The 16,094-nt window shown below is 59.1% G+C and carries 14 protein-coding genes; 9 read left to right on the top strand and 5 right to left on the bottom strand.

Annotated features, from left to right (window positions below):
- Positions 1 to 16: 16 nt before the first annotated feature.
- The 5 genes from QSV77_RS23825 to QSV77_RS23805 all read left to right on the top strand — a co-directional run bounded on the left by QSV77_RS23825 (position 17) and on the right by QSV77_RS23805 (position 5,264).
- On the top strand, positions 17 to 1,072 hold the full coding sequence (locus QSV77_RS23825; protein WP_302735348.1) for an ABC transporter ATP-binding protein: 1,056 nt from the start codon (positions 17 to 19) through the stop codon (positions 1,070 to 1,072).
- Positions 1,072 to 1,947: an ABC transporter permease gene (locus QSV77_RS23820; protein ID WP_020811707.1), complete on the top strand. Its 876-nt coding sequence runs from the start codon at positions 1,072 to 1,074 to the stop codon at positions 1,945 to 1,947. The genes QSV77_RS23825 and QSV77_RS23820 overlap by 1 nt, the downstream gene beginning before the upstream one ends.
- 8 nt (positions 1,948 to 1,955) lie before the next feature.
- Positions 1,956 to 2,744, top strand: a complete 789-nt coding sequence (locus QSV77_RS23815) for an ABC transporter permease (protein ID WP_302735347.1) — start codon at positions 1,956 to 1,958, stop codon at positions 2,742 to 2,744.
- Position 2,745: 1 nt separating this feature from the next.
- Positions 2,746 to 4,254 carry a carboxylesterase/lipase family protein gene (locus QSV77_RS23810; protein ID WP_302735346.1) on the top strand — a complete coding sequence of 503 codons (1,509 nt, stop codon included), beginning with the start codon at positions 2,746 to 2,748 and terminating at the stop codon, positions 4,252 to 4,254.
- Between the two features lie 62 nt (positions 4,255 to 4,316).
- Entirely contained in the window at positions 4,317 to 5,264 is a 948-nt protein-coding gene (locus QSV77_RS23805) for a LysR family transcriptional regulator (RefSeq protein ID WP_302735345.1), read from the top strand.
- Positions 5,265 to 5,585: 321 nt separating this feature from the next.
- Here QSV77_RS23805 and QSV77_RS23800 read toward each other — a convergent pair whose 3' ends face one another.
- Together QSV77_RS23800 and QSV77_RS23795 are read right to left on the bottom strand one after the other, a co-directional pair.
- The gene (locus QSV77_RS23800) at positions 5,586 to 5,804 is read right to left on the bottom strand and encodes a hypothetical protein (RefSeq protein ID WP_302735344.1); all 219 of its coding nucleotides are present in this window, start codon (positions 5,802 to 5,804) and stop codon (positions 5,586 to 5,588) included.
- A gap of 694 nt (positions 5,805 to 6,498) precedes the next feature.
- Positions 6,499 to 7,341: an NADPH-dependent oxidoreductase gene (locus QSV77_RS23795; RefSeq protein WP_302735343.1), complete on the bottom strand. Its 843-nt coding sequence runs from the start codon at positions 7,339 to 7,341 to the stop codon at positions 6,499 to 6,501.
- 394 nt (positions 7,342 to 7,735) lie between these two features.
- Between QSV77_RS23795 and QSV77_RS23790 the strand changes: the two genes are divergently transcribed.
- The 4 genes from QSV77_RS23790 to QSV77_RS23775 all read left to right on the top strand — a co-directional run bounded on the left by QSV77_RS23790 (position 7,736) and on the right by QSV77_RS23775 (position 12,810).
- Positions 7,736 to 9,343, top strand: coding sequence for an ABC transporter substrate-binding protein (locus QSV77_RS23790; RefSeq protein ID WP_302735342.1), 1,608 nt, complete (start codon positions 7,736 to 7,738; stop codon positions 9,341 to 9,343).
- A 40-nt stretch (positions 9,344 to 9,383) separates the two neighbouring features.
- Complete coding sequence (locus QSV77_RS23785) at positions 9,384 to 10,475, top strand: rhodanese-like domain-containing protein (protein WP_302735341.1); 1,092 nt, start codon at positions 9,384 to 9,386, stop codon at positions 10,473 to 10,475.
- A gap of 45 nt (positions 10,476 to 10,520) precedes the next feature.
- Positions 10,521 to 11,774 (top strand): acyl-CoA dehydrogenase family protein, encoded by a 1,254-nt coding sequence (locus QSV77_RS23780; protein WP_302735340.1) that lies wholly within the window; start codon positions 10,521 to 10,523, stop codon positions 11,772 to 11,774.
- 73 nt (positions 11,775 to 11,847) lie between these two features.
- Positions 11,848 to 12,810 (top strand): PLP-dependent cysteine synthase family protein, encoded by a 963-nt coding sequence (locus QSV77_RS23775; RefSeq protein WP_302735339.1) that lies wholly within the window; start codon positions 11,848 to 11,850, stop codon positions 12,808 to 12,810.
- A 140-nt stretch (positions 12,811 to 12,950) separates the two neighbouring features.
- On the opposite strand, the gene QSV77_RS23770 is transcribed toward QSV77_RS23775, so the two are convergent.
- From QSV77_RS23770 to QSV77_RS23760, 3 genes are read right to left on the bottom strand one after another with little or no spacing between them, the layout of a single operon-like run.
- Positions 12,951 to 14,219 carry an LLM class flavin-dependent oxidoreductase gene (locus QSV77_RS23770; RefSeq protein ID WP_302735338.1) on the bottom strand — a complete coding sequence of 423 codons (1,269 nt, stop codon included), beginning with the start codon at positions 14,217 to 14,219 and terminating at the stop codon, positions 12,951 to 12,953.
- Positions 14,220 to 14,239: 20 nt separating this feature from the next.
- Positions 14,240 to 15,262 (bottom strand): LLM class flavin-dependent oxidoreductase, encoded by a 1,023-nt coding sequence (locus tag QSV77_RS23765; protein ID WP_302735337.1) that lies wholly within the window; start codon positions 15,260 to 15,262, stop codon positions 14,240 to 14,242.
- Positions 15,259 to 15,963, bottom strand: coding sequence for a GNAT family N-acetyltransferase (locus tag QSV77_RS23760; RefSeq protein WP_302735336.1), 705 nt, complete (start codon positions 15,961 to 15,963; stop codon positions 15,259 to 15,261). Before QSV77_RS23760 ends, QSV77_RS23765 begins: the two co-directional genes overlap by 4 nt.
- Between the last annotated feature and the right edge of the window lie 131 nt (positions 15,964 to 16,094).

The following is a 16,094-nucleotide window of genomic DNA, read 5'->3' as shown; positions in this document are numbered from 1 at the left end:
GGAAGCAGAGGACGCCATGGCCGATCATCATGTCGAGATCGACAATCTCGTGAAGACCTATCCGGGCGCCCTCAAGCCCTCCGTGGATCACGTCAGCCTTTCCCTGCCACGCGGGGAAATGCTGGCGCTGCTGGGGCCTTCCGGCTGCGGCAAGACGACGATCCTGCGCATGATCGCCGGCCTCATTCCGGTAACATCGGGTGAAATCCGGCTGGACAGTCGCGATATTTCTGCAATCCCGGTCCACAGGCGCAATATGGGGATGGTGTTTCAGGCCTATGCCCTGTTTCCGCATATGAATGTTGCCGAAAATATCGCCTTCGGGCTGGAAATGCGCGGCATCGCAAAATCCGAGCGCAAGGAGCAGGTGGCGAAGGCGCTCGATCTGGTCAAGCTTTCCGGCTTCGGTGAAAGGCGCGTCTCCCAGCTTTCCGGCGGCCAGCAGCAGCGGGCGGCGATTGCCCGCTCTCTCGTCATCGAACCCGCTCTGCTGCTGTTCGATGAGCCGCTTTCCAATCTCGATGCCAAGCTGCGCGACGAGATGCGCGATGAAATCCGCGATATCCAGAACCGCACCGGTGTCACCAGCATTTTCGTCACCCACGATCAGGACGAGGCCCTGTCCATGGCCGACCGGCTCGCCGTCATGTCTGAAGGCCGGCTGGAGCAGATCGGCACGCCGCGCGAGATTTTCGACCGGCCGAAAACGGATTTCGTCGCCTCCTTCATCGGCGCCGGCTCGTTCCTTGCGGGCACCGTGGTTGCGCCGGGACGCGCCGAGATTCCCGGCCTCGGCTTCCTGCATTTCTCGGGCACTGTCCCGGTTGGCCAAAAAGCGCGGTTTCTGGTCCGCCCGCATCGCTTTCTCCTTGGCGATGGCGTCAATGCTTTCTCCGGCATCGTCGAGCATGTCACCTATCGCGGGCAGATGCTGACGCTCGGTGTGCGCGCCGGCGATCATCGCCTTCAGGCCGATCTGCCCACCCATGCCGCCGCTTTGCCGGCGAAGGGGGAGCGCGTGACGCTTTCCGTTGCGCCGGAGGATGTGACGCTGATCGGGGAGGCGGCCTGATGGCGGCGGCAAGCCATGCTTCCGGTGGCGGGACGTCGCATCGCGGCGTTTTGCTTCTCCTGCTTCTGCCGGGCCTCATCGCGCTGCTGACCACGTTTCTGTTGCCGCTCATCTGGCTGGTGCGCGCCTCATTCGCATCCTCGTCCATGGCCGCACTTCGTGGTGGTGACTGGACGCTCGAATCCTACAGAACCGTGTTGTTCGATCCGTTTTACTGGAAGATCGCCTGGAACACGCTTTATCTCGGCGTGAATGTCGCCATTTTCGCGGTCGTTCTTTCCTATCCTATCGCACTTTTCCTGGCCCGTACCCAAAGCCGCTGGCGCGGGGTGCTGACGGCACTTGCCGTTGCGCCGCTTCTCACCTCCTCGGTGGTGCGCACCTATGGCTGGATGGTCATTCTGGGGGACAGGGGCGTCATCAACACGGCGCTGCAATCCTCCGGACTGACGGACGGCGTCATCCGTCTGACCAATAATTATTTCGGCGCAACCGTCGCGCTGATCGAAATCCTGATGCCCTACGCGATCCTTGCGATGCTGAGCGGCTTCGGCCGGCTGAACACACAGCTGGAGGAGGCCGCCGCCATGCTGGGCGCAAACCGCCTGCGCGTCTTCACCCGCATCGTGCTGCCGCTTTCGCTGCCCGGCGTTCTCACCGCCGCACTTCTCGTTTTCGTACTGGCGATTTCCTCCTTCGTCACGCCGCGCCTGATGGGCGGCGGCCGCGTCTTCGTCATCGGCACGGAGGTTTATAACGAAGCGACGGTGACGCTGAACTGGCCGCTGGCGGCTGCACTTTCGGTGCTTTTGCTCGTGCTGTTCGGCAGCGTGATCGTGATTTACCAGCGCGCCATGCGCGCGCTTGAGACGTGAGGCCGGCCATGGACGCAAAATTCGGACGCCTCGCCCACGCGCTTCTGCTGACACTGCTCTATCTGTTTCTTCTGGCGCCGATCATCGTCGTCCTGATTATTTCCTTCGATACGCGGCAATATCTGGCTTTTCCGCCGGAAAGCCTGTCCTTCGGCTCCTATGCCAAGGTTTTCGCCAATGCCAAATTCATCGGTGCCTTCTGGCGCAGCCTCGGCATAGGCCTGCTTGTCGGTTTCGTCTCGATCTTTGCCGGGCTGCTTCTTTCGCTGGCGCTGTCGCGGCACGAATTCCGCGGCAAGGGCGCGATCAACTTCCTCATCCTCGCCCCCTTCCTCGTGCCGCATATCGTGCTTGCTGTCGGCGTGATGCTGGTGCTTGGGCCGCTTGGCCTGCTCGACAGCTATACCGGCATTTTCCTCGCCCATCTCGGCATCACCACGCCCTATACGGTGCGCACCATCACCATGAGCCTGATGGCGGTGGATCGCCGTATCGAGGAAGCGGCGCGCGTTCACGGCGCATCGCCCGCCATGGTGCTGTGGCGCATCACACTGCCGCTGGTGCGGCCCGGCCTCATCGCCGGGGCTGTCATCGCCTTCCTGATTTCTTTCGATGAAGCGACGATCTCGCTCTTCATCGTTTCGGTCAAATCCTCGACGCTGCCGACGGAAATCTATCACTATCTGGAATACTCCACCGATCCGCAGATTGCCGCTCTCTCCGTCATCCTCATTCTGATTTCGGTCATCGTCGTGGTGGCGGTCGAGCGGTTGATCGGGTTGCGCAAGGTGTTTTGACATGACGATGGTAAAAATCGCGGCCGGTGCGCTGCAGGGTGTCAGGGAAAACGGAATTCACGCCTTTCTCGGTGTGCCCTATGCCGCGCCTGTCACGCCGGAACGCCGCTTCGAAGCTCCGCAGCCCGTCCCGCCATGGCAGGGTACGCGGGACGCCACCCGGCTTGGGCCCGTCTGCCCGCAAATTCCCACTTACGGTCCGGTAGGCACCGCCGCCACCTCGAAACTGGCCTTCGGCGAGGATTTTCTCACCGTCAATATCCGCACGCCCGATCCGGCGGGCAGGGTGCCCGTGCTGTTCTGGATCCATGGCGGCGGTTACGCGGTCGGTTCCGCCAATGAACCAGTGCTGCAGAGCGGCGCTTTTGCGGCAAGCGGCGTCGTTGAGGTCACGGTCAATTATCGACTTGGCGCGCTCGGTTTCCTCCATCTTGAAGGCAGGCCCGACAATCGCGGTCTGCTCGATCTTGTCGCCGCACTGGAATGGGTGCGCGACAATATTGCTGCCTTCGGTGGCGACCCGGACCGGGTGACGTTGGCCGGGCGCTCGGCAGGCGGCTTTGCGATTGCGGCGCTGATGGCCATGCCGGGCGCGCAGGGGCTTTTTCACCAAGCCATGCCGCAGAGCGGCGCAAGCACGGGCATCGCCTCCATGGAGGAGGCCGCCAAACTGACGCGCCGCTTTCTCGTGGCCGCAAATGCCGATGAGGCTTCGCTTGCAGCCCTGCCCATTCACCGGCTGCTCGAAATTCAACGCGATCTCTGCAACCAGTCCTATGAGCAGCATGATTTCGCCCGCGACGGCGCAGCCTCGATGCTCGGCGTGCCCTTCGTCCCGGTCATCGATGGGGTAAAGCTGCCGGAACATCCGGAAACTGCCGCGCGCGGAGGCCGCACCGCCGCCGTGCCGATGATGATCGGCTGCACGACGGGAGAATATGTGATCCATGCGACAGCGCAGCCGAAAATGGATTTCGCGCTTTGTGCGGAATTGTTGCATGAGCGGGTTCTGCCGCGTGGCCTCACCGGCTCCCTTATTGTCGAGCGTTATCGCAGGGCGCTGCCGAGCCACAGCCCGCGCGGCATCTGGCGCGCGGTTGCCGGCGATCTGGTCTTTCAGCTTCCGGCGATGCGTTTCGCCAGGCTGCATGCCCGTTTCAATCCGGTCTATAAATATCTCTACGGCGCGCTGGAGGCGGATGAGCTGGGTGCGCCGCACGGGGCGGAGGTCGGCTCGGTCTGGTATCGCGATGGTTCGAATGGCCGCGAACTGCCCGAGCGCCAGCGGGTGGCGGATGGGGGCTTCGCAAGAGCGATCCACGATCTGTGGGCCTCCTTCATAAAAGACGAACGGCCCCGTGCCCCGAATGGTGAGTGGCCGCTATATCATGCCGAAAAACCAATGGTTCTGCGGGCGGGTCCGGCCGGGTTTGGCGCTACTCCCGATCCTTTCGACGGGCGCGAGGCGCTTTGGCTGCCGGCTGGCCATGAGGATCGCGGGCCGGTATAGCGCTTGGTGACGACGAGGCAGAAACACAGGTCTTGAACACAGGTCTTGGGGCGGAGTGGAAAATGGCGTCTGACTATCTCGATACGCGGCAGCTCGAGGCTTTCGTGGCCGTGGTGTCTATCGGCAGCATCACCGGCGCGGCAAAGGCGCTGGGCAAGTCTCAACCCGTCGTGACGCGCCTCATTCAGGACCTTGAGGGCGAGATCGGCTTCGCGCTGCTGCACCGCAACGGCCCCCGCATCACGCCAACCGAAAAGGGGGTCGCCTTTTTCGCGCAGGCGGAACTGTTCCTCGGCGGTCTCAGAACGATCAGCGAAAGCGCAAGGCGCATTCACGCGGCACGCCGCACGGCTATCGAGGTCGCCTCCATTCCGGCGATTGCCGCAAGCCTCCTGCCACGGGCGCTCGCCGCCCTGCCGGCTGACCGGTTTCCCGATCATGTGCATCTCCAGAGCATTTCTTCGGAAAATGTCGTGCAGGCGGTGATGGCCGGCACGGCGGATCTCGGCGCCGTCAGCCTTCCGCTCGACAATCCCGGTGTCGATATTCACTGGCTGGGAGAGGTGCCGTGCGTGGCCGTGGTGGCGGAAGATCATCCGCTCGCCGGGAAAACGGTCATCTCGGCCGAAGACCTTGTTGGAAACCGGCTCATCGCTTCGGCGAACCCCTTCCGCCTGCGCATGCGGATCAACGATGTGCTTTCCAGCCTCGGCGTCGACCTTTCCTCCGTGATCGACAGCAATGCGACCTATGTTTCGCTTTCGCTGGCGCGCATGGGTCTCGGTGTCGCAATCGTCGAATCGATTACCCTCTGGGGCCTGCCGGTGGAGGGTGTTCGCGTCATACCGCTCGCGTTCCACATCCCGTTCCAGTGGGGCCTCGTGACGGCAGCGGGCCGGCCGGTCATCTTCGAGGTGGAGCAGCTTGTGGCCACGGCAAGACGGCTGGTGGCGGATATTCCCCAGGCGATTGTTTACGATAAAATATCGCAAACTCAGTCATTCGATTGATTTATGCGGCTGGTTCCCTGCCAGACACCTCTAAAATCATCGCCTTCAGTGGCGCGAGGGACAGCATGCGGCGGCCGGGGAAACTCCACCTCCAATCCCGCCATTCGACATCATTTGCATCAGCGTAAGGACCGGAAAGATGAGCGGCACACCTGCCAAAGTCAAGGTCCCAAGAAAACTGGTGAGCACCACAATGTTGCCGGCCTATGTCGGATCCTGGCGAGCTATCCAAGGTGCGCGCCTGACATTTGCGGTCCGCGCCGACACTGGTGACTGGTTTGCGAGAATGAGGCAACATAACCCGGACGTTCCGGGCCGTCTTCAGGCACGGTTTCCTGGTCGGACCGAGCACTCAACGCAGCCACCTCCGTCTCTACGATTTTCCAGCGCGATCAGATAGTCTCCATGCAGATCGTCGGCGCGTAGGATGGCTTCCTCCCACATCTGCCATTTTTCTCGAAACAGCTTAAACATTTGAAAATCATGGTAAATCGGCGCTTGCATGGCTTGGGCCTGAACTCGATTATTTTCAGGGCACATTCCAGTCACCCTGCTGTGCCTTGCTCCCAAAGCCTTCCTCAAACCATGTAACCGTGACCCGGTGAAGGGTTTTCTGGTCTGCGTAGGTTGATCATTGCGCCCACACTGCAGTTCGCTTCCCATCGAGAGTTCGATATTTCTTTTGAATGTTGCGGAGGGGCGAGTTTACAGCGCGAACTCGGGCGGAAGCGGAAATCAGTCGCAAGCTCTAAAAACAAGATTGTAAGAAACGACACCGAATATGATATTTCGCAATGCAAGTGGATGGTTGGAACCATCGACGTCTTTCCCGGAACGCTTTTGCGCTGCGGTTTGAAATAGGCTGCTTTGGCCGTCGGCCGTAAGAGATTTGAGTAAAGCATGGGTCGGTTGCGATGTCGCAGGTAAGGATGGGTGCGTGCCCCCTCAACCAGAATTTACGAACATATAAAAATAGCCGCCCTGATGGGCGGCTATTTTGTTTTCGGGTCAGCTAATTCTTGCTTTTAACGTTCGCAAGCTATAGCGCGGCGATCAGTATGTGGCGCGGGCGACAATCAACATGATACCTCTCATCTAGATTGTCGCCCGCGCCACATACTGATCGCCGCGCAGCAAGCCAAGCGCCCCGCCACGCAAGCCAATCAACCCGTACTCACTGGGTATCCCTGGCCAAACAAGCTGCTGTTTTTCTGGCTGGCACTCACGACGGAGTTTATTTGATGCCGAAACCGAGACGGCGCAATGTCTGGCTCAGTTCCGCGCGGCCCTTGAGCGCGGCGGCGTTCTCCACACGCTGGGAAATGGGCGCTGTCCAGCCGTTTTGCGGCAGACCCTGTTTTTCCTGAAACGTCTTCAAGACCTCGTCATAGGAATCAAGATCATCCCGTGCCGCTTGCGAATAAGTTTCACGAAACAGGATGGATGATTGGGGCAGGCGCGGTTTGACGTCGGTCTTCACGGCCGGGTCGGGATAACCAACGGTGAGGCCAAAGATGGCAATCGTCTCGGAAGGCAGGTTCAGTTCACGGGATACGTCTTCCGGCCTGTTACGAATGCCGCCAACGTAGCAAGAGCCGAGACCGAGTGAATCGATTGCGGCAACCGCGTTCTGCGCGGCCAGCGCCGCATCGATGGCGCCGATCAGGAAGCTTTCCAGATAATCCAACCCTTCTCCGCTGTTGCCGTGGTTTGAAGCGACGGTTCGCAGCCGCTTCAGGTCGATAAGCCAGATGAGGAAAACAGGTGCATCCTTTATATGGGCGTTGCCGCCCGTGAAGCCCGCCAGACGCGCCTTTCGCTCCTTGTCCTGCACCGCAACCACGCTCCACGCCTGCAGATTGGAGGATGTGGGCGCAGATTGTGCCGCTGCGACCAGAAGTTCCAGGCTGCCCTCCGGCAGAGCTTTCGGCAGATAGGCGCGGACGGTGCGGTGGTTCAGCAAGGCGTCGATCGTGTCATTCCAGAAAGGCGGAGAAAAATCTGCCTGCGTTCCGTAGCGGGCCTCGACACGCTGTTGCGGGATTTCCAGTTTGGCGATCGGACTGGACAGGGTCATCGTATAAAGCTCCGTAATGTTGGGAGTAAAGGGCAGGTCCGGATGAAGATTTGAAGGCTGAGATGCCTTCCACTTGATATGCTTTGCCTGTGCCTGTGCCGAGCAATGTCTTACTCATTGGCGATTTTTCAGGGAAACAACTTTTCCATAAGACGTCCGAAAGTCACGCAGTCGAGATTTCCCTTTATCTCGCCATGTTGCGAAGAAGCGCAACGGCGGCTCAGGGCAGTGCAGCAATTCAGCACAAATTTTGGTGCCTGGTTGCCTACGTATTGGAATAAAATTCTGCAAGAAATGTTTTCTTTGCTGATCGAGAAGAATTTTCTTCTTAAGAACGTGCCGCTTTGCCCCGATGCTTTCACGATCGAAACAACGTTTTCAAACGGGGATTTTCATGACGATAGGACGCCGCCAGTTCAACAAGATGCTTCTTCTGGCAACGGCAGGAACGGCCCTGCCGGGTTCGCTATTCGCCGCAAGTGGCGATGCGAGCCGGCCCGTCCCCGGCGGCACGCTCAAGCTGCTTTATCGTGTCGATCCCGGCAACGCACTTTTCGCCATCAACACATCGTCGGGAACGGGGCAGGCAATCGGCCCGAAGATCGTTGAAGGTCTTCTGACATTCGATTTCGACCTCAATCCGCAGCCCCTGCTGGCAACGGAGTGGTCCATCTCGGATGACCACCTGCGCTATACGTTCAAACTCCGGCCGAATGTGAAATGGCATGATGGTCGGGATTTCACCTCGCAAGACGTTGCCTTTTCGATTTTTCGTCTCAAGGAAGCTCATCCGCGCGGCCGCATTACCTACCAGAACGTTGAGGTAGTGGAGACGCCGGATCCCCTGACCGCCATTATCGTGCTGTCCAAACCGGCGCCGTTCCTGATTGCCGCGCAATCGAGTTCGGAATCGCCGATCGTGCCAAAGCATATTTTCGAAAAGCTGAAACCAGCTGATGGGCAGACGCTGCAGACTGCAATTGGCACCGGTCCGTTCAAGCTGACAGAATGGACGCCAGGCAGCCATCTGATCTTCGATCGAAATCCCGACTACTGGGATGCCGGCAAACCTTATCTTGATCGCATCATCCTGCGCATCATCACTGACCCGGCCGCGCGGGCCGTAGCGCTGGAAACGGGTGAGGTCGATATTGGCGACAACCCGGTCCCGTTGGCGGATCTCGAACGGTTGAAGCAGAACCCCAATCTCGTTCTGGATACGAACACCTATGCCTATGCGGGTCCGCAGCAACAGTTGTTCTTCAATTATGACAACGAAATCTTCCGCAAGAGAGACGTTCGGCTGGCCATTGCGAAGGCGATCAATCTCGATGAAATCGTCAACGTGGCGCTCTTCGGTTATGCGCAGATATCGCCGAGCCCCGTCAGCACCGCCCTGCCGAACTGGTATGACGCTTCGGTCAAGGCCCATGCCTATGATGCCAAGGAAGCTGAAAGGTTACTCGATACAGCCGGATATCCGCGCAAGGAAGACGGCAAGCGTTTTCCGGTGCGCTTGACCTACAATTCTTATCTGACACCCGGCTTTGCCGATGTCCTTCGCAGCCAACTTGAAAAGATCGGCATCGCCGTTGAAATCCGCAAATACGACCTGCCGACTTACCTCAAAACTGTCTACACGGACCGCGCCTTTGATCTAGTGGTGGAGTCCCTCTCTAATACCTTCGATCCGTCACTCGGCATCCAGCGCGCCTACTGGAGCAAGAATTTCAAGATCGGGCTGCCCTTTTCCAATGCGGCCAACTACGCCAATCCAGAGGCGGATGCGCTTCTGGAGGCGGCGGCGATCGAGCCGGATTCGAAAAAGCGCTGGGTGACCTGGAGCAAGTTCCAGCATCTCATCCATGACGAAGTCGCCTCTGTCGATCTGGTCGCGGCGGGAAGCCAGATCGTGGCGCATAAGCGGGTCAGGAACTACGTCACCGGCGCACAAGGGCTGAACTGGAGTTTCGGCGATCTGTGGCTCGACCCGACCGCGTGAAACCCTAAGTAAAAATCAGGATCTTTCAGGAGGATACGTGATGTCTCTACATGCTGTAACCAAAGATCGTCTCATCGAATGGCTGGGAGATGGCAGGGAACTTGCCGTCCTCGATATTCGGACGGCGGAAGAGGTCGGATATGCTTCACCGCTGTTTGCAACCAACGTGCCGGCGGAAAGACTGGAAGCGCAAATCGACCGTTTCATTCCGCGCCCTGTCGTGCGAACCGTGCTGGTGGATGACGGAAAAGGCAGCGCGAAGCAACTGGCCGAACGGCTTGCCGCCAAGGGTTGGACCGATGTTCATTTTCTGCGCGGGGGAATCCCGGCATGGATCGAAGGCGGCGTCGACGCCTTGCCGACCTTTGATATTCCCGGCGTGCCTTTCGTCCAGAAGGTGCGAGGCGAAAAAAACACGCCCGTGGTCTTTGCGCGTGAGCTGAAGGCCTGGCAGGAAGCCGGCGAGGATGTTGTCGTCATCGACACCCGCACAATAGCGGAATACGAAAAGGCGCACGTGCCGGGCGCCATCGGCTTACCCGGTGCCGAACTTCTGCTGCGTTTTTCCGACCTCGTGATATCACCCAAAACACGTGTTGTCGTCTCCTGCGCGGGCCTTCCCCGCGCAATCCTCGGGACGCAGACATTGATCGACGCCGGTGTTGAAAACGATGTCAGCTATTTGCACGATGGTACGCGCGGCTGGACGGATGACGGGTTTGAACTGGAAACAGGGCGTTCGCAAACATATCCGCCCGCCAGCGACGATGCGAAAAATATCGCGAAGGTGCGTCTGGAGACCTTCTCCCGGCAAGACGATCTGCAGTTCATCGATCGCGCCACGGCCGAGACATGGCTGCGGGACACAGCGCGAACGACCTATTTTCTCGATGTGAGAACACCGGAAGAATTCGCAGCCTCCCACCTTAAAGGTTCGATTTCCTCGGAAGGCGGCCAGCTTCTCGGTGTCGCCTATCGCACCATTGCCGTGCGCGGCGCACGGGTCATTCTGGTGGATGATCTGCTGGGCGCCCGCGCGAGGGTCGTTGCCCATTGGCTGAAACGCCGGGGCTTTGAAATCGCTCTTCACCTGCACGACTTCGAGCAGGATGCCGAGGCGGCAGCCGCATAGGCCGGCCGGGTATTCGTCAGACTGCTCCACAGACAGGAACTTGCAATGACCAATGCCAGCCATGCCTGGGGTTCTGCGCCCAGCAAACGTTTTGACGCGATCGCCGAGAGGTTTCGGGGAATTTTTGCCGAAATTGGCGAAGATTCAATACGACACGATCTGGAACGCGAGCTTCGTTTCGACGACTATGAAGCTTTGAAAAAGGTCGGCTTTTCCAGACTGCGCCTGCCGGAGAAATTTGGTGGTCTGGGCCTGACGCTTCCCGAGCTTTTTGGCTTGATCATTGAACTCGCGCAGGCGGATCCCAACCTCACCAATGCTTACCGCAGCCACCTCGGCTTTACCGAGGATCTGCTGAATGCACCACCTTCGCCATGGCGGGATGCGTGGCTGGAGCGGATCGGGCGTGGCGAAACCATTGGCAGCGGTTTTTCGGAAATCGGGGATGCCAAGCTTGGAACGTATTCCACCCAGCTCACACGGGATGGCGGCGGCTGGCGGTTGAATGGCGAGAAATATTATACGACCGGCTCGCTCTATGCCGACTGGATCACCCTCGGAGCCGTGGATGGCGACGGTGTACCGGTTGGTGCGCTTGTTCCCACAAAGGCCGAAGGCGTCGAGATCCTCAACGACTGGGATGGTTTTGGACAGGCGCTGACGGCGAGCGGTACGGCACGTTTTACCGACGTGGCTGTTTCTGAAGACCTCATCAAACCCAGTGCTCTTCGCTTCAGCTATTCAGGCGGTTTTTTCCAGCTTGTCCATCTGGCCTCGCTTGCCGGGATCGGCCGCGCGGCCGCTTTGGAAATCGCCCGCCATGTCGCAGAGCGCAAACGGGTCTATCAGCGTAGTAACGCTGCGCGTTTTTCCGAAGACCCACAGGTGCTTCAGGTCGTGGGGCGGATCAGAGGTGCGGCCTATAGCGCCGGCGCCATCGTGTTAAAGGCCGCAGAAGCCCTGCAGGCTGCCTATGATGCCAATCTGTCTGGAGACGAGGAGCACATTGCATCTGCGAACCGTGACGCGGAGCTGGAGGTCAGCCAGTCGGTTACGGTGGTCAGCAACCTGATCCTGAATGCGTCCACTGACCTGTTCGATGCGCTTGGCGCTTCTGCAGCAAAACGCAGCCATGGTCTCGATCGTCACTGGCGAAACGCCCGCACGATAACTTCGCACAATCCCCGTATCTATCACGACCGTATCGTTGGAGATTTCGCTGTGAACGGCGCCTCACCAGCGCCAAATGGAGGCGTGGGGATAGCACCGCAAACGCAAACGCAAAAATCCGAAGCATGATCAAAACATGCGGTACGACGGGCGATACGCATCAGAGCCTGTCGTTCGGTATCCTCGCAGTGCAAACAGGATAGTGAAATTGGGCAGGATTTATCAGGATTTCACAGAGCTCGTCGGCAATACGCCGCTGGTGGAACTCGCCAGAATTCGGGCGAAATACGATCTCCAATCGCGCATCCTTGCCAAGATTGAGTACCTCAATCCCGCAGGCAGTGTCAAAGATCGCACGGCTTGGGGCATCATAAGTGAAGCTGAGAAGAGCGGCCGATTGAAACCGGGTGATCTTCTTTTCGATTTGACCAGTGGCAATACAGGCATCGGAATTGCGGCGGTTGCCTCCGCACGCGGCTATCGCACGAAATTTTACCTTCGCAATACCATCAGCGAAGACAAGATCAACATCCTCAGGCAATTCGGCTCCGAGATCGAACTGATCGAAAATGAGGAGCTCTTCCAGCCGGATGCCATCCATCGCATCATAGACAGGATCAAAGCTGAAAATCCGGATGCCTTTTACACCGGCCAGCGTTCCAATGATGCCAACCCGCAGGTGCATTTCGAGACGACGGGGCCGGAAATCTGGCGCGATACCGAAGGTGACATAGATATCCTGGTCGCAACCGTTGGTACGGGCGGCACCGTTTCCGGTGCCGGACGTTTCCTGAAGGCGCAAAAACCGGAGATAAGGATCGTTGTTGCCGAGCCGACGCCGCAATCCGTTCCATCCCCCGAAAACCCCGACGCTTCCACGATCGAAGGCGTCCACAAGGTCACCGAGGTGGAGGAAGGGACCTTACCGGAAACCTACGACAAGAGCGTCGTGGATGAAGTCATCGCCGTTACCACCGAAGAGGCGCGGCGGGGAGCGCTTGCGGTGGCCAGAGAGGAGGGCTTCCTTGTGGGAACCTCATCCGGTGCGGCCATCGTTGCCGCGATCGAGCTTTCGCGCCGCGCGGAAAACAACGGAAAGACGATTGGGGTCGTCTTTCCGGATAGTGGCGAACGCTATCTTTCGCTCTTTGACGCCCTCGACTGAGCAGACTGCTCAGATGGTTCGCGGCTGGGTATTGGAGGCGCTCGTCTGAGCACGGGCGCCAGCAAAAAAGGGCATCACGTTCGTTTCGGGATTTCGCGATCACGGGCGGCGTTTTCGCAAGGGCCAGAGAGTTGAAACATTCAGTGCACCGCGAGGCCGAGATTGCCCCGCAATGTCTGTGTCTGATAATCTCTACGGTAAACGCCCCATTCCTGAAGATAAGGAATGACCTTGTCGACGAAATCGTCGAAGCCCGTTGGTGTCAGATGTGGAGCAAACACAAAACCGTCGGCGGCATTTTCCTGAACATAGTTGTTGATCTGTCTCGCCACCGTTTCCGGTGTGCCGATGAAATGCTGGCGTGCCGTAACCTTGATGATGAGCTGCCGAATGCTCAATTTTTCACGATTTGCGATTTCCCGCCAGGTGCGAGCAGTTTCGAGCCGGTCGTCGATGCGGCTTGCGCGTCCCTGAGCAAGGGCGGGGGAGGAGACTTCGGGATCGATCTCAGGCAGGGGGCCGTCCGGATCATAAGAGGACAGGTCTCGGTTCCACACCTGCTCCAGAAAAACGATCGCGTTTTTCGGGCTTACCTGCTGCAGACGAATGGCGCGTTGTCGCTCCTCTGCATCTTCCTTGCTGTCACCGAGAACGAAAGCCGCGCCAGGCAATATTTTGAGGTCGTCAGCGGCGCGGCCATATCTGGAAAGCCGCGCCTTGACATCCTGGTAGAAGGCCTGCCCGTCCTCAAGCGTGCCATGGCGGGAATAGATGACATCGGCATGGCTGGCCGCCAATTCGCGCCCGGTCTCGGAATCTCCGGCCTGCGCAATCACGGGTCCGCCCTGCGGTGAGGGCGGCAGATCGGAGCGGCCGGCAATATCGAAGTGCTTGGACTTGAAAGAGAAGTCGCTACCTTTCCAGATCGTCCGCGCTGCCTCGATGAATTCCTTTGCGCGCTCGTAACGCTCGGCAAACGGCAAATGGTCTCCCCTGCGGAAATTCGCGCCCGTAAAGGCTCCCGGTGAGGTGACGACGTTCCAGCCGGCTCGACCATTTGAAAGTATATCGAGCGTAGCAAGCTGACGGGCGAGCGGATAGGGTTCATTGAAGGTCGTCGTCAGTGTTCCGATCAGGCCAACATTGCGGGTGACGGCGGCGATTGCCGTCAGGATCGCCAGGGTGTTTGGTCGTCCCACGACATCCAGTTCGTGGAAGCGGCCCTTTTGCTCGCGCACCCGAAGCCCTTCTGCGAGAAAGATGAAATCCAGCTTGCCCCTTTCGACAGTCTCGGCGAAATGCCTGAAGGACGAAAATGCGATCTGGCTGCCCGCCGCCGGATCGCTCCAGACCGTGAAATTGTTGACGCCCGGATACTGGGCTCCGATGATGACTTGTTTCTTCGACATGATGTTATTTCCGATGGTGTTCAGGCGGCCGTGCCGACGTAGCGGTTGGCGGCGGCGGGCAGGGACAGGCGTTCACGCAAGGCCGACCCAGGTCGTGGCTGGAGAAGGCCAGCTTTCCGGATTACCGGCAGGACGTGTTCCACCAGAGGCGCCAGGTCCCGTTCCGGTTCGCGGGGCAGGAAGCGGATCCCGTCCAGACCGGCGCTTGCCAATCTCCGCGCGCTCGTGATCGCAGCGTCGACGTCTGCGGCCCTTACCAGGATCGTTTCCTTTCCGGACCAGCCGGCTCCGAATTCGACGTCGGCAAAAAGCCGCAGTTCCGGATGCCTGGATTTGATGTCTTTCACCAACGATGGAAGCTGTTCGCCGCTTGCGCGCACAAAGGCAAGGTCGATTGAGGAAGCAAGAGAAGCGCGGTTTTCCGGCTCTATGATGGCCGCTATGACCGGCTGGCCCTGTGGAGGCCGCGGTGTGATCGAAGGGCCAAGGACGTTGAAATTCGTACCTCTGAAATCGACATAGCGCAATTTTGCTCCATCGATGAAGCGTTGGCTTTCCCGATCGCGGATAACGGCGTCATCTTCCCAGCTGTCCCAGAGCCGGCGGATAACGTCTATCGCTTCGTTGAAATCCTGTTCGAGCGCCTCGCGGCTGTCATCAGGATAGCCGTTAACTTCACCGGTTGCGCGTCTTGCAGCCGCCGCGCGGCTGTCATCAAGCGGCTGCGCAAGCAGGCCGGCACGACCTTCTGTAACGTAGTCAAGCGTGGCGATGGCCGTCGATACATGGAAGGGTTCAAGAAAATTGACGGGCGCGCCCGCAAGGATACCGGCGTGGCTGGTTCGCGCGCCAAGCCAATTCGCGAACAATATGCCATCGAGGCCATCGCCCGTGGGGAGGGCAAAGCCGTCTTCGAGGGTGATGAGATCAAAACCTTCGTCAAGCTGCTGAAGCAGCACTTCCGATCTGGCGTCCTGCGTGAGTACATCATGTGAAGGCAGGCCGAGATCGATGCTCAAATGAAAATTGGTTGCTGAAGTCACGTTGCGCTCCTTGCCGAGATCTCGGCGGTGCGGGCTGACAGCGCACCTTGATAAGATAGTTCGTCGACGCTCGTCTCGGCCTGTGCGGCGCCGTGTCCGGCAAAGCGCGCCAGGATTTTCGCCTCCTGCCCTTCCTTCAACGCCTTCACCCGCAGGGTTGCCTCTTCGAAGGAGGCGGCAGGCGGATAGACCGGCGTGGTTCCTCTTAGGTCGGCCTTGGTGCCGATGTGCTTTTCGAAAGGAAGCGAGCGATAGAGTTGAGGATCGGCGGTGGTGTCAAAAAGCGGGCGATATCCGAGACTGAGATACAATGCGACGGCTTCCGGTTGGCGGAAGCCGGTCGAGAGATAGGTGCGGGTATAACCGAGCGCCGCAGCGCTTTCCTCCAGTGCCGACATGATGGTGCGGGCAAGCCCCTGCCTTCGCAATGAAGGGTCCGTCCATATCCGCTTTATTTCCGCCGTTTCGTCGTCATGGCTCATGAAGGCGCCGCCGGCGATGGTTTTGCCATCCCTTTGCACCAGCAGGAGGTCACCCAGCGGCGGAGAATACAGTCCTTCCGGATAGCGGTATATCTCGCCGCGAGCGCCACCCGGGCGATCTCTTGTGCCATATCGCCCGTCATATTCGACGATCAGGCCTTCGATGAGGGGTTGGGTTGAAGGATGCAGTAGAGAGGAATGAATAATCACATCGGGCATGGCTTGTCTCGCTTGGGCACGATAGCCGGCTGTCCGAGCGGTGTGTGTCAATCGTTGGATTTGAAAGCCTGCACCGGCCTCAGCCGCGGCAGAAGGATGGCGCAAGCCGGACCGCTTTGGCGCGGCATGAT

Origin of the sequence: Agrobacterium sp. V1, assembly GCF_030518355.1 — a bacterium.
Taxonomy (GTDB): domain Bacteria; phylum Pseudomonadota; class Alphaproteobacteria; order Rhizobiales; family Rhizobiaceae; genus Agrobacterium; species Agrobacterium cucumeris.
Note: the sequence above shows the minus strand (reverse complement) of the source record. Positions and strands in the feature narration are given on the sequence as shown.

What these genes read in the sequence shown, in the direction of transcription:
- QSV77_RS23790 (WP_302735342.1), top strand. Translation starts at nt 7,736, where the DNA reads ATGACGATAGGACGCCGCCAGTTCAACAAGATGCTTCTTCTGGCAACG.
- QSV77_RS23815 (WP_302735347.1), top strand. Translation starts at nt 1,956, where the DNA reads ATGGACGCAAAATTCGGACGCCTCGCCCACGCGCTTCTGCTGACACTG.
- QSV77_RS23785 (WP_302735341.1), top strand. Translation starts at nt 9,384, where the DNA reads ATGTCTCTACATGCTGTAACCAAAGATCGTCTCATCGAATGGCTGGGA.
- QSV77_RS23825 (WP_302735348.1), top strand. Translation starts at nt 17, where the DNA reads ATGGCCGATCATCATGTCGAGATCGACAATCTCGTGAAGACCTATCCG.
- QSV77_RS23820 (WP_020811707.1), top strand. Translation starts at nt 1,072, where the DNA reads ATGGCGGCGGCAAGCCATGCTTCCGGTGGCGGGACGTCGCATCGCGGC.
- QSV77_RS23805 (WP_302735345.1), top strand. Translation starts at nt 4,317, where the DNA reads ATGGCGTCTGACTATCTCGATACGCGGCAGCTCGAGGCTTTCGTGGCC.
- QSV77_RS23795 (WP_302735343.1), bottom strand. Translation starts at nt 7,341, where the DNA reads ATGACCCTGTCCAGTCCGATCGCCAAACTGGAAATCCCGCAACAGCGT.
- QSV77_RS23770 (WP_302735338.1), bottom strand. Translation starts at nt 14,219, where the DNA reads ATGTCGAAGAAACAAGTCATCATCGGAGCCCAGTATCCGGGCGTCAAC.
- QSV77_RS23760 (WP_302735336.1), bottom strand. Translation starts at nt 15,963, where the DNA reads ATGCCCGATGTGATTATTCATTCCTCTCTACTGCATCCTTCAACCCAA.
- QSV77_RS23780 (WP_302735340.1), top strand. Translation starts at nt 10,521, where the DNA reads ATGACCAATGCCAGCCATGCCTGGGGTTCTGCGCCCAGCAAACGTTTT.
- QSV77_RS23800 (WP_302735344.1), bottom strand. Translation starts at nt 5,804, where the DNA reads ATGTGCCCTGAAAATAATCGAGTTCAGGCCCAAGCCATGCAAGCGCCG.
- QSV77_RS23810 (WP_302735346.1), top strand. Translation starts at nt 2,746, where the DNA reads ATGACGATGGTAAAAATCGCGGCCGGTGCGCTGCAGGGTGTCAGGGAA.